This is a genomic window from Enterococcus sp. AZ050 (assembly GCF_051715085.1).
GTDB lineage: Bacteria > Bacillota > Bacilli > Lactobacillales > Enterococcaceae > Enterococcus > Enterococcus faecalis.
Genome location: NZ_JBIOTC010000001.1, coordinates 82,608 through 96,116, shown reverse-complemented (window position 1 = coordinate 96,116; position 13,509 = coordinate 82,608). Strand labels below are relative to the sequence as shown.

Below are 13,509 nucleotides of genomic sequence, written 5' to 3'. Positions count from 1 at the left end.
TTATTGACTCACTTTCACAACAAATGCTTGCCAAGGCGCTAACGAATAATCTGCTAAAGCAGTGACATCTGTCGGCATATTTTCAATCATTACTTGTTCTACATGAACGTCTGCAGAAAATGGCTGAACTTTGTCAGAAAAGTTCGTTACAACAAGCCAGCGTTCCTCACCATAGGTACGATAAAAACTGATCACTTCGTCCACTGTTTCTAGCAATTCAAAGTTGCCCCAAACAATTAAAGGATGTTCTTTTCTCAAACGAATCATTTCTTGGTACGTATAGAATAGTGAATTTTTATCTGCCAAAGCAGCAGCGACGTTAATCGTTTGATAATTGGGATTAACATCAATCCAAGGTGTACCCGTCGTAAAGCCCGCATTTTTTTCAGCGGTCCACTGCATAGGCCGGCGTGCATTGTCGCGACCTTTAGTATTAATTTTCAGCAAAATTTCTTCTTTAGAATATCCTTTTTCTAGATACTCATGGTACATGTTAATCGTTTCGATGTCCCGCGCTTCACGAATATCTGTAATCGGCGTATTGGTCATACCAATTTCTTCCCCTTGATAAATATAAGGTGTGCCTTTCATCATGTGCAGTAAAATAGCGAATAACTTACTACTTTCCAACCAATGTTCCTGATCATTTCCCCAACGTGAAATCATTCTCGGTAAATCATGGTTATTCCAAAATAAAGAATTCCAGCCATCATTTCCTAATTCTGTTTGCCATTTTGCAAAAACCTGTTTCAACTTGGCAACTTCCATTGGCTGAAGGTCCCATTTTTCTTTACCTGGTTGTTGATCCAAGCTCATATGTTCAAACTGAAAAATCATAGATAATTCATGACGCTCTGGACTAGAGTACATTTTTGCAATCTCAGGTGTGGCCCCCCATGTTTCACCTACAGTTAACAGCTCTTTGCCGCCAAATGTCGCGGCGTTCATTTCTTGTAAATAACGATGTAAATGAGGTCCATTCGCGGTGATCTCTTCTCCTGGAATTTTACCCACTAAGTCAATTACATCTAAACGGAAACCGCCAATTCCTTTATCAATCCAAAAATTCATCATCTCGTAAACCGACTGACGCATTTGTTGGTTTTCCCAATTTAAATCTGGTTGTTTTTTACTAAACAAATGCAAATAGTATTGCCCACTCGCTTCATCAAACGTCCACGCCGAACCCGAAAAGGCAGATTTCAATCGGTTAGGCACACCGCCATCTGAAGCAGGATCAGCCCATACATAATAGTCTCGGTAGGGGTTCTCCTTGCTTTTTTTCGCTTCAATAAACCAACGATGTTCATCTGACGTATGGTTAACCACTAAATCCATAATAATTTCAATCTTTCGCTTTTTCGCTTCCTCAATTAGACGATCCATATCCGCCATCGTCCCAAACTCTGTCATAATCGCTTCATAATCAGAAATATCATAACCATTGTCATCATTGGGTGATTGATAAACTGGTGATAACCAAATAGCCCCAATGCCTAACGTTTCCAAATAATCCAATTTTTCAATAATTCCTGGTAAATCTCCAATGCCATCTCCATTGCTATCCTTAAAACTGCGAGGATAAATCTGATAAACCACGACTTCTTGCCACCAATGTTTTTCCATTCTTCTTCACATTCCTTTGCTTAATTATTATGCTTGATATAAAAGAAAACCTTTTGGTAAAACCATTATCTGTTCTGAAGCAATTTCGATAGAAGAACTTAGCAAAACTTCTCGATCAGTTCTATCAACAAATTGTGTCTCTTGGCCAGTATTAAAAATCCCATAGATCGTTTGTTCCTCCAAACGACAAGCGAGTCTAATCAACCCCGTTTCAAAAGAAGTTCCTGTCCAATCGATTGTTCCACCAGAAAAAACAGCCGCATACTTTTTGCGAAGGGCAATCAATGATTTTACAAATTCCTTCAAATCCAAATCTTGCTGATTTTCCTCCCAAACCATACAACGACGACAATCAGGATCCATATCACCTGTCATACCAATTTCATCACCATAGTAAAGACAAGGGACGCCTGGTTGAATATACGTAAACGCTAATACTTGGCGCATCAACTCTTTATCCTCTTTCGTTTCATGCAATAAGCGTGGTGTATCGTGGGAATCTAAAACATTAAACTGCATTTGATTCGTTTGTTGTCGATAGAGCATTAACTGGTTGTTCATTTCAGAAAGCATCTTTTCCAAGGACAGTTCTTGCTTGACAAAGTAGCCCATAATCGCATCTGTGTATGCATAATTCATCACTGCATGAAATTCGTCTCCTTGGAGCCAGCTTTGCGACGAGTGCCAAATTTCTCCTAAAATATAAAAATCTTCTTTTGCGTCATCACATGTTTGCCGGAATTTTTTCCAGAACGCATGATCCACTTCGTTTGCCACATCTAAACGCCAGGCATCAATATCATATTCCTCAATCCAATAACGAGCAATTTCTAAAAGATAGGCTTGCACCTCTGGATTTGCTGTATTTAATTTAGGCATATGCGGAGTGAATGCAAAAGTATCATAGGTAATGTTGCTTGCTTCTTCAAAATCAGCACTTTCTTCATAGCTAGCTGGAAACTCATTTACGTGGAACCAATCGGCATAAATTGAGTCCTGGCCATTTTTTAACACATCTTGCCATTGAGGCGAAGTGTCCCCCATATGATTAAAAACGGCGTCCAACATAATCTTAATGCCCCGTCGATGACACTCTTCGACTAAACGCTTAAAGGTAGCACCATCACCAAAAGCTGGGTCAATTTTTAAATAATCAATCGTATCATATTTGTGATTAGAAAACGCTTCAAAAATTGGGCAAAAATATAAGCCGTTAACACCTAAATCTTCAATGTAATCAAGATGATCTAGCACCCCTTGCAAATCCCCACCAAAAAAATCTTGTCGATCTGGTCTTTTAGATCCCCACGGCAACGTCCCTTCAGGATCATTGGCGGGATCACCATTTGCAAAACGCTCTGGAAATATTTGATACCAAACCGTTTCTTTTACCCATTCAGGTGCTTTAAAACGATCGATTTCATGAAAATACGGCATCCGAAAATAATTATTCGCCATCGCTAAATACTTTTCTTCTAAAGGATAAATGCCGTGTTCGCCATAAAACGCCGTCAAGCCATCCGTCCCTACTAAAGTAAAAGCATATGAAAGGCGTTTAAATTTTGCACTTAATGCAATAAACCAGTAATCATATAACTCCGTAGATACTAACTTCTCCATGGTTAACGACTGTTGGTACCACTTTTCTTTTCCTAAAAGATAAGGATCTCCTTGCACTAATTGGACAGAGGCAATGTCGCCTTTTGCCGTACGCAAACGAATATGCATGGTTTCTTCTGTATAAAGATAAGCAAATTCACTTTCTGGACGATGGTAGATTGCAGCAGTGTTCATTTAATTCTCTCCTTTAATTGTCGCTTTTCGTGTATTTTCTAATACTCGAACACATTTTAGCGCAAACGATTGCATTTGTATACCCTTTTTTATTTTTTTATTTAAAATGCTTAATTAGTGGTATACACCACTTCAAACAAACAGTATGTTATTTATAACAAAAAAACTTTTTTAACTTTCTCGATGAAAAACACTTGATTATTTCCGCAATCGGTTGCATAATAAGACTTGTAAAAAATAATTTTTGGAGGGTTCAAAAATGAAAGCGAATTGGAAAAAGATTTTAATGGGCGGTATCCTTTTAAGTGCTTCCGCGGTTTTACTTACTGCCTGTGGTGGCGCAGAAAAAACGAAAGCTGAAAATGAAAGCGGTTCAGCAAATAAAGCAGCTGGTGACGTAAAATTATGGGTTGATACTGAATATATGGGCGTCTTTAAAAAAGTTGTCGCCGATTTTGAAAAAGAAAACCCCGATATTAAAGTTAACTTAACTGCTGGAAATTCGGCAGATGCTAAAAAAGACATTGCAAAAGATCCTAAAGCTGCCGCAGATGTTTTCATGATGCCACATGATCAAATTGGTCAAATGGCAGAAGCTGGTCTGATTTACCCTAACACAAAATATGAAAAAGAAGTCAAAGAAAACAATATCGACTCGGCAGTCGCAGGAGTCACTTGGAAAGACAAAGTCTATGCCTACCCTTATGCCGTAGAGTCACAAGTTCTTTATTATAACAAAGATACGTATTCTCCAGAGGAAATCAAAACTTGGAAGTCTTTAACTGAAAAAGGCAAAATCGGTACCAATTTTGGCGAAGATGGCGCAAATTATATCTTCGGTCCTCTATTTATGAGTAACGGCGATTACTTATATGGTGAAAATGGCGAAGATCCAAAAGGTACCAACTTTAATAACCAACAAGGTATAGAAGTATTACAATGGATTGCCGATCAAAAAAATAATCCTGGTGTGATCCAATCAAATACAGAAGCATTGTCTAATCTAGGTTCTGGCAAAACGGATGCCTTCCTTTCTGGCCCTTGGTCTAAAAACGATGTAGAAAAAGCTCTTGGCGACAAAATGGGGGCTGCTGCCTATCCAACCATTGATTTTGGCAATGGAGAAAAACAAATGAAAGCTTTCTTGGGCGTTCGTAGTTTTGCTGTCAACCAACAAACACAAGCACCATTGGCCGCAATGACATTAGCAAACTATTTAACCAGCGAAAAAGCACAAATGACTTACTTCAAAGAAATCGGCTTTGTCCCTTCAAACAAAAAATTACAAACAAACGAAGAAATCACACAAGATACTGTTGCAAAAGCTATCTTAGAAATGGCACAACCAACCCACTCTGTGGTAATGCCAAAAATCCCAGAAATCGTTTCATTCTGGCCTGCGATGGATGCAGTGATCAATGATACGTACAAAGGCAATATCAAACCTGCGGACTATCAAGCAAAATTAGATAAATTAGTCCAAGACACATCAAAAGAAGCAAAAGAATAAAAAGAGTAAAGAAATGGGACGAGCTTCAATCTGCTGTCCCATTTCCTCTATCTTTTTTATTTAAGTAGAAAGTGAGTGAACGAAGATGTTCAAGAAAAAGAAAGCCCAGACGTCATTTCGAGAGGTCTTTAAAAAAGGCGACTTCGCTACAAAACTATCTTTTTTAGTTATGGGTGCTGCAAACTTCGCCAACAAGCAGTGGTTAAAGGGAATCATCTTTTTAACAGCTGAAATTGGCTTTATCTATTGGTTAATCCGTAATGGTTTCCACGCATTAATGATGCTAGGAACACTAGGGACCCAACAGCAAGGATTAGTATATGATGATTCTTTAGGGATTGAAGTTCTAAAAGAAGGCGATAATTCAATGCTCTTATTATTATTCGGAATTGCAGCAATTTTAGTCTGTTTATCGCTAATCATTTTATATGTAATCAATTTAAAAAGCGCCCGTCACCTATATGAATTAAAGACAGCCGGCAAAAAAATTCCAACAACTATGGATGATTTACGTAGCTTGTTAAACGAACGTTTCCATGCAACTTTAATGACGATCCCCTTACTAGGCGTTCTTTTCTTTACCATCTTGCCGTTGTTGTATATGATTTCAATTGCCTTTACCAACTACGACCATAACCATTTGCCACCGAAAAACCTTTTTACTTGGGTTGGATTGGCAAATCTAGGCAATGTAATCACAGGCGATATGGCTTCAACGTTCTTTCCAGTACTTGGCTGGACCTTGATTTGGGCTGTTTTCGCAACCGCAACTTGTTTCTTTTTTGGAATCATTTTAGCCTTGCTTATCAATACAAAAGGCTTAAAATATAAAGCGTTTTGGCGGACTATTTTTGTTATCACGATGGCCGTACCTCCGTTTGTTTCACTTTTAATTATGCGAAACCTCTTAAATGGTTCTGGACCTATCAATGCTCTGTTGTTAAATTGGGGCTTAATCGATTCTTCTATCCCCTTCTTAACAGATCCGAATTGGGCAAAATTAACCATTATTGTTGTCAATATGTGGATTGGTATTCCTGCTACGATGTTAATCTCTACAGGGATTATCCAAAATCTCCCTGAAGATCAAATCGAAGCTGCTAGAATTGATGGCGCCAATAAATGGCAAATTTTTAAAAGTATTACATTTCCACAAATTCTATTTGTGATGACCCCGGCGCTAATTCAACAGTTTATCGGCAACATCAATAACTTCAATGTCATTTATCTATTAACAGGTGGTGGGCCAGCCAATTCTAACTTCTACGGTGCAGGCTCAACTGACCTTTTAGTTACCTGGTTATACAAATTGACTGTCGATACAATGGATTACAATTTAGCCTCTGTGATTGGTATTTTAATCTTCATTCTTTCCGCAGTCTTCAGTTTAATTGCCTATACACGGACGAATTCATTTAAGGAGGCGTAACTTATGGCTAAAGCAAAAAGTTACCAGAAAAAACAACGCACTGCACTTACCAGCGTTTACATCATTCTAACCATTTTAGCAGTTTTTTGGATGTTCCCCATTGTGTGGATTATCTTAACAAGTTTTCGTGGCGAAGGCGGTGCATTTGTTCCCTATATCATTCCCAAAACATTCACTTTAGAAAATTATAAAGTATTATTAACAAATCAGACTGGCAACTTCCCCTTTGTCCGTTGGTTTTTGAACACCTTGTTCGTCTCCATCGCAAGCTGTCTGTTATCAACTTTTATTACAATCGCAATGGCTTATGCGCTGTCACGGTTGCGTTTCCGCTTAAGAAAACCATTTTTAAAAGTGGCGCTCGTTTTAAATATGTTCCCTGGTTTTATGAGCATGATTGCCGTTTACTATATTTTAAAAGCCTTAAATTTAACTGAAAGTTTATTCGCTTTAATTCTGGTTTACTCTGCAGGCTCGGCGCTAGGTTTTTACATCGCCAAAGGGTTCTTCGATACCATTCCGATGGCTTTAGACGAATCGGCTATGATTGACGGTGCCAACAAGTGGCAAATTTTCACAAAAATTACGTTGCCATTGTCGAAACCAATTATTGTCTATACTTCTTTAACCGCCTTCATGGGCCCTTGGATGGATTTTATTTTCGCAAAAGTTATTATGGGTGATAAAGTTGAAAATTACACCGTTGCGATTGGTCTCTTTTCGATGATGACCAAATCAACAGCTAATTCACTATTCATGGCTTTTACAGCTGGATGTGTGCTAATTGCCATTCCAATTACTATTTTATTTATATTAATGCAACGTTTCTATGTAGAAGGCGTGACTTCTGGCTCTGTCAAAGGCTAGAAAAAACATCGTTTGGTTTATAGCCAAACGATGTTTTTTATTTTTTGGCGTTGTTTTCCTTACACGTTTTTCTTCGTAGCGCTTGATAATTGGACAAAATTTTCATGACCGCCAAAAAGTGTTGATTGACTTCTTGATAATCCTCTAACGAAAGAACACTAAGTGTTTCAGATAGTTGCTGTTTTACTTGATTTTCTTTTTGCTTAAAGAGCTTCTCGCCTTCTTTTGTCGTATAAACATTAACCACGCGGCGATTTTCTTGATTATGGCGACGTTGAACAATCGCTCGTTCTTCTAACCCCGCAATAGAGCGACTCACTTGAACTTTCGACGTTCCTACTTGGTTGGCTAACTCCGTCATACTAATTCCTTCATTCGTTGCCACAATTAATAAAATTAACATGTCTAACTTGGTTAATTTTAGATCCTCCAAGTCTAGGTCTTTAAAAAGCAATTGGCTCATATATGAAAAAATTTCAGTAAAGACACTAATATCTAAATTTGATGAATGCTTCTCTTTATCCATATGTTCTCCCTCGTTTCCCACCTAGTGTATACTAAATTCACTTGATTATCAAATGGTAATGATTGATTTTTGTTAACTATTATGTTACGTTATACACTAACTTAAGGTTGTGTTGTTGATAAATTGGAAGAAGGATGCGAAAAATATGCTAGAACTCAAAGAGATAAAAAAATATTATACTGTCGGCGGAACGACCACTAAAGCTTTAGATGGCGTCTCTGTCGCTTTTCGAAAACAAGAATTTGTAGCCATTCTGGGTCCCAGTGGCTCTGGTAAAACGACGATGTTGAATGTGATTGGCGGATTGGACAATTACGATTCTGGTGACTTAATCATTAACGGCAAATCAACAAAAAATTTTAAAGAAGCCGACTGGGATGCTTATCGGAATAACTCAATTGGTTTTATTTTTCAAAGTTACAACTTAATTAGTCATCAAGGGATTTTGGATAATGTCGAGCTTGGTATGACACTGAGTGGTATTTCAAAAGCAGAAAGACGCCAAAAAGCCGAAGATGCACTCATCCGTGTCGGTTTGAAGGACCATATCCATAAAAAACCTTCCCAATTATCTGGCGGTCAAATGCAACGGGTTGCCATTGCTCGTGCTTTAGCTAATGATCCCGATATTTTACTTTGTGATGAACCAACTGGTGCATTGGATTCAGAAACCAGTCTGCAAATTATGGCACTTATCCAAGAACTTTCGAAAGAAAAATTAGTTATTATGGTGACCCACAATCCTGAATTAGCTCACGAATACGCTGATCGAATTATTGAATTTTCAGATGGCCAAATTCGTCATGACTCGCGTCCTCATATTGAACATGAAAAAAAAGAACCTTTCGAATTGAAACGCACCAAAATGAAATTCACGACTGCGTTGCGTTTATCTTTTAATAATATCCGCACTAAAAAAGGGCGAACTTTTTTAACCGCCTTTGCTTCAAGTATCGGAATTATCAGTATCGCGATTGTCCTTTCTCTTTCAACAGGATTCCAGAAACAAATTGATAAAACTCAGTCGGAAACGTTAGCGCAATTTCCGATTACCATTTCTAAAATAGCGACCGATCAAGATCCAGAAAGTTTCAATAATCAGGACAAAAAAGGCACCTTCCCGAAAGAAAAAGAAGTAACTGCTAAAATTAGCGATGCGGACCGTGCGCAACACACGAATTTAATTGATCAAAAGTTTATTGACTATGTCAATCACATTGATCCTGAATTAAGTAATAATATCGGCTATACTCGTCTAGTCAATATGAACTTATTAAGAGAAATCAACGGGAAAGCACAAGCTGTCAAATTTTCAAACGATGCACCCGACGGCCAATCAAACGCGATGGCTTCTATGATGGCTGCCCAAACTGGCGTCGGCGTTTCTGCTTTTCCTAAACAACTAGAAAATGGAAAAAACAATTTCTTAAAAGACAATTACTCGTTGCTTGAAGGAAATTATCCAGAAAAAGAAACCGATGTCGTTTTAATCGTTGATAGTAACAATACCACCAATATTAATGCTTTAAAAAATCTTGGCTTTGACGTGAAAGATAATCAAAAGATTGCCTTTTCAGACATTGTTGGCACAAAAATGAAATTAGCCAATAATAATGCATTTTACACCAAATTACCGACAGGCAACTTCATTCCTAACCAAGATTTGCAAGCTGTTTACGATAACCCAGAAAATACTGAATTAACAATTTCAGGGATTTTGCGAATTAAAGATTCTTCAACAATGAATCTATTAGCACCTGGAATTGCTTATAGCGATGCACTTTCAACTAATATGATTGCCAAAAACAAAACCTCTGATATTGTTAAAGCGCAAGAAGCCAGCAACACTAACGTTATGACTAACGAAACATTAGATGCTTCCGCGAAAGAAAACCTATTGTCTTATTTAGGAGCGAACGAAATCCCTTCAAGTATTATGATTTATCCAAACGACTTCAAATCAAAAGATAAAATTCTTGATTATTTAGATGCTTATAACAAAGGAAAAGATAAAAAAGACCAAATCATCTATTCTGATTTAGCTGGAACAATGACCCGCTTAACAGGTGGTTTAATGGATGCCATCACCTATGTGCTGATTGCATTTGCTGGGATTTCCCTTGTTACAAGTATGATTATGATTGGGATTATCACCTATACTTCTGTCATTGAGCGGACCAAAGAAATCGGTATTCTGAAAGCGTTAGGAGCTCGTAAAAAAGATATTACCCGGGTGTTCGATGCCGAAACTGCTATTTTAGGCGTTGCCTCTGGTATTCTTGGTGTTGTGATTGCCTTTCTCGCAACATTTCCGATCAATGCAGTGCTCTATAACCTGACTGATTTAGAAAATGTTGCCACCTTAAATCCAATTCACGGGATTATTTTGATTGTAATTAGCACAATCTTAACCATGATTGGTGGCCATATTCCTGCCCGAATGGCAGCGAAAAAAGATGCGGCAGTTGCTTTACGTGCAGAATAAATAACAAAAAATAATCCTTTAATTTCTCTTAAAGGATTGTTTTTTTATTTGTATTTCTTATAAAACCTCCGTATACTAAGTGATTGTGAATACTTAATAAAAGGAAACGAGGTAATTTCATGTTAAAAAAAACATTTTTACTATTTTTTTCACTTTTAGGAGCTATTTTTATTTTAGCTAGTTGCGGCGTAGGAAAAGATGCCGTCACGGATACAAAGTACAAAGTTAGTTTGCAGCAAGCTGCTGAAATCTACGAAAAAGAAGCCGGCAACAGCAAACCATTAGTAAATGTCCAATTTGATACAAAACCAGAAAGTGACTACAGCTATATCTTTACCAACGATACAGAAACACTTTACGTGAATCCTGAAACAGGAAAAGTCACCAAAAATACTGAAACAAATCAACTTGGCGAAAACGAGACAGCCTTTTCAGCTGCTGAAGTCAAAGAATTAGGCGCTGTTAACGACGTTTTAGCCAAAGCAAAAAAAGAAGTTGGAGGACTTTCTCCACGTATTTTAACTTGGAAGTTAACCAAAAATAACAATAAACTTGTTTATACAGTAGATGTTAAAACGACTACGGCAGATGAAAAAGTTACCTTAGATGCCAATAAATAAGTACAAGCGTATAACTTATCACGAAATAACCAAATCTTAAAATACTCTTTGGGACAGAACCTACGCATTCGGAAATCTTAACATTTTCTGAAGCCGATCGTTCTGTCCCAATTTCATTCTTTTAAGTAATAATAATTGTTCGTTACCCCTGCTACCGTTATACTTAGTTTAAAAGAAAAGATGGGAGTATCAATTCATGGTTTATACAGTTGATTTTAAAGAAGTAGCCACTATTGGTTTAGAAAGTTCACCAGTGGCACCTGCCCTTGCTGGACTAAGAGCGAATGAAGCTCGCTATTTTTGGAATAAATACAAACATCGCTTTACGACCGTCCCTGCCTCTGAAGCTCCAGAAACATTGGCCTGGATTGAAAAAATTTTATTGGAACGAGCGTTACATTTCCCTTACAAGCCACTTGAAATTTCTTCTTTCACTTTAGATGGCATAAAAATGGCCTATGTATTTTATGAAAACGGCTTAGCAGTTAACGTGATGTACACATTAGCTGATGAAGGCAAACGCGCCGTTGGGTTTAAACTTTCAGATAGTATGGCAATCCCTGCAGAATTTGAAGGAAAATTCAAATTTGCTCGTCAAAAATCAAAATTAGCTGGAACCATTCGCGGCTCTTATTTTGTCATTAAAGGAACCTATTAAAAAAATGCTTTTGCCCTTATTCTTAAAGGCAAAAGCATTTTTTTATTTTAATTCTTCAATATAGTTAAATACTTGTTGTCCAGCAATACCGCCTTCACCGACCGCTGTCGTGATTTGACGCAATGTTTTTTCACGGACATCACCAATGGCATAAACACCAGGAATTTTTGTTCTCATTTCTTGGTCTGTTTCAATCCAACCAGCCTCATTCGTAATACCAGCTTTTTTAAATGGTTCTGTTAATGGATCTAGCCCCACGTAAATGAACACGCCGTTTGCTTCAATTTCAGAAACTTCATCTGTTTTGACATTCCGTGCTTTCACACCTGTCACGACCATTTCATTGCCAACAATTTCTTCGACAACTGTATCCCAAACAAAGGAAATCTTTTCATTTGCAAAGGCACGATCTTGAATGATTTTTTGCGCACGCAATTCATCACGACGGTGAACAATCACTACTTCAGAAGCAAATTGCGTTAAATAGATTGCTTCTTCAACTGCAGAATCGCCGCCGCCAACGACTACTAAGCGTTTATTTTTAAAGAAAGCACCGTCACAAACGGCACAATAAGAAACACCACGGCCAGCAAATTCTTCTTCGCCTTTTACACCCAATTTTCGGTGTTCACAGCCTGTTGCAATAATTACCGCTTTAGCTTCATAAGATTTGTCATCACAAATCACTTCTTTATAAGATCCGTGGTCTTCAATGCCCATCACAATGCCATACGCATTTTCCGTACCAAATTTTTCTACATTTTCATACATTTTATAGGCCAATTCTGGACCCATAATAGAATCAAAGCCTGGGTAATTCTCTACCTCAGCAGTGTTGTTCATTTGCCCACCAGGCGCACCGCGTTCAATCATCAATACAGAAAGATTGGACCGTGATGCATAAAGTGCTGCCGTCATCCCAGCAGGACCGGCACCAATGATAATTACATCATACATTTTATTTCCCCCAAAATTTTAAGTAAGTTTACTTTACTCCTTAAACAATTTCTTGTCTACTTTTCTGCCCTTTTTTGACATTCGGAGTAGGTGTGTCTACTACGTAAGTTATTGTACCACGGTTTTGTGTTTTCTAGGAGGGGGAAGGAAGATTAATTTAGCTATTGTATTTAAACCAGAATTCTTCAATTTTTTCTTTGAATGCTATCGTTGGATAATTCCCTCTTAAATCAAAAGTGTGTCTATCACCATCACTAAATTTTATTTGATAATTATAAATAACCTCACTTTCCATTTGTCTGAAAAGTCCTACATCAATGACCTCCGACCAACCACGCACTATTAGAAATCCCTTTTCATGATATGACAAACCATGACTGTCCATTCTATATAAAATGCCACCATATTTTCTGATATACTTAGTCTCATTAATCCCGGTTTCGATTATCAAAAAAGCAAACATACATATTAATTTAAGTAAGGATAAAGCACTGATTAGTATAGCCACTACTGTTAAAAAAACAAAAAAAATTATATTACTTGTCACTGGATTTTTATAGAGTGGAAAGTAAAACCATACCAAGCAACTAAGTGTGACAAAAATAACACCTAGTCCTATACCAATTTTTTTGTACCCATCTGCCTTAGTCAGTCTCACTTCAAATATCTCTTCCTCATTTATAAGCAAACTCAAACTTTTCTCTCCTCTTTCCTTACGAGAAAACTCTAATCAGTTCAAAACTATTTAACACCAATCATCAAATCAGTGTATACCTTATTATCTATTACTTGCGGACAATAGAAAATTGGTGAAACAATTGTCAAATCTTCCTGAACAACTATAGTGATTAACTCTTCTAATGCTTTAGAGAATTCAGATAGCTTATCGCCTTTTGCTCTAGTTGCTAACATATTATTCACCTGAAAATAAGATTGGAAACGATATTCTGCTGGAAGATTCTCTTGGCATTCTTCATTGACAGGTAAAAAAACTTGAATCAGCAATTCTTCTTCACGAATGTCAGAATTCATTGAAT

At 37.4% G+C, this 13,509-nt stretch carries 11 protein-coding genes and 1 pseudogene; 6 read left to right on the top strand and 6 right to left on the bottom strand.

Features of this window, described 5'->3' with window-relative positions; all coding sequences use genetic code 11:
• Both IGJ04_RS00480 and IGJ04_RS00475 read right to left on the bottom strand, forming a co-directional pair.
• Positions 1 to 1,626, bottom strand: coding sequence for a glycoside hydrolase family 13 protein (locus IGJ04_RS00480; protein ID WP_016626466.1), 1,626 nt, complete (start codon positions 1,624 to 1,626; stop codon positions 1 to 3).
• A 27-nt stretch (positions 1,627 to 1,653) separates the two neighbouring features.
• Complete coding sequence (locus tag IGJ04_RS00475) at positions 1,654 to 3,420, bottom strand: glycoside hydrolase family 13 protein (RefSeq protein WP_016615768.1); 1,767 nt, start codon at positions 3,418 to 3,420, stop codon at positions 1,654 to 1,656.
• Between the two features lie 259 nt (positions 3,421 to 3,679).
• On the opposite strand from IGJ04_RS00475, the gene IGJ04_RS00470 reads away from it, so the two are divergent.
• The 3 genes from IGJ04_RS00470 (at position 3,680) to IGJ04_RS00460 (ending at position 7,226) form a co-directional block, all read left to right on the top strand.
• On the top strand, positions 3,680 to 4,930 hold the full coding sequence (locus tag IGJ04_RS00470) for an extracellular solute-binding protein (RefSeq protein ID WP_002382263.1): 1,251 nt from the start codon (positions 3,680 to 3,682) through the stop codon (positions 4,928 to 4,930).
• Between the two features lie 85 nt (positions 4,931 to 5,015).
• Positions 5,016 to 6,359 (top strand): carbohydrate ABC transporter permease, encoded by a 1,344-nt coding sequence (locus IGJ04_RS00465; protein ID WP_002357775.1) that lies wholly within the window; start codon positions 5,016 to 5,018, stop codon positions 6,357 to 6,359.
• Positions 6,360 to 6,362: 3 nt separating this feature from the next.
• On the top strand, positions 6,363 to 7,226 hold the full coding sequence (locus IGJ04_RS00460; protein ID WP_002360454.1) for a sugar ABC transporter permease: 864 nt from the start codon (positions 6,363 to 6,365) through the stop codon (positions 7,224 to 7,226).
• Positions 7,227 to 7,263: 37 nt separating this feature from the next.
• Here the strand turns inward: IGJ04_RS00460 and IGJ04_RS00455 are convergent, their stop codons facing one another.
• The gene (locus IGJ04_RS00455) at positions 7,264 to 7,773 is read right to left on the bottom strand and encodes a MarR family winged helix-turn-helix transcriptional regulator (protein ID WP_002365578.1); all 510 of its coding nucleotides are present in this window, start codon (positions 7,771 to 7,773) and stop codon (positions 7,264 to 7,266) included.
• Positions 7,774 to 7,897: 124 nt separating this feature from the next.
• Here IGJ04_RS00455 and IGJ04_RS00450 point away from each other — a divergent pair, with 124 nt between their 5' ends.
• The 3 genes from IGJ04_RS00450 to IGJ04_RS00440 all read left to right on the top strand — a co-directional run bounded on the left by IGJ04_RS00450 (position 7,898) and on the right by IGJ04_RS00440 (position 11,515).
• Entirely contained in the window at positions 7,898 to 10,237 is a 2,340-nt protein-coding gene (locus IGJ04_RS00450; protein ID WP_002360456.1) for an ABC transporter ATP-binding protein/permease, read from the top strand.
• Positions 10,238 to 10,356: 119 nt separating this feature from the next.
• The gene (gene camE / locus IGJ04_RS00445; protein ID WP_438839774.1) at positions 10,357 to 10,857 is read left to right on the top strand and encodes a plasmid sex pheromone cAM373 precursor; all 501 of its coding nucleotides are present in this window, start codon (positions 10,357 to 10,359) and stop codon (positions 10,855 to 10,857) included.
• 196 nt (positions 10,858 to 11,053) lie between these two features.
• The gene (locus tag IGJ04_RS00440; protein WP_010775800.1) at positions 11,054 to 11,515 is read left to right on the top strand and encodes a hypothetical protein; all 462 of its coding nucleotides are present in this window, start codon (positions 11,054 to 11,056) and stop codon (positions 11,513 to 11,515) included.
• A gap of 42 nt (positions 11,516 to 11,557) precedes the next feature.
• Here the strand turns inward: IGJ04_RS00440 and trxB are convergent, their stop codons facing one another.
• From trxB to IGJ04_RS00425, 3 genes and pseudogenes are all read right to left on the bottom strand, one after another.
• Positions 11,558 to 12,472, bottom strand: a complete 915-nt coding sequence (gene trxB, locus IGJ04_RS00435; protein ID WP_002357780.1) for a thioredoxin-disulfide reductase — start codon at positions 12,470 to 12,472, stop codon at positions 11,558 to 11,560.
• 157 nt (positions 12,473 to 12,629) lie between these two features.
• Positions 12,630 to 13,166 (bottom strand): hypothetical protein, encoded by a 537-nt coding sequence (locus IGJ04_RS00430; protein WP_227301199.1) that lies wholly within the window; start codon positions 13,164 to 13,166, stop codon positions 12,630 to 12,632.
• A 47-nt stretch (positions 13,167 to 13,213) separates the two neighbouring features.
• Positions 13,214 to 13,507: pseudogene (locus IGJ04_RS00425) on the bottom strand (DUF5085 family protein); the annotation flags it as partial.
• Between the last annotated feature and the right edge of the window lie 2 nt (positions 13,508 to 13,509).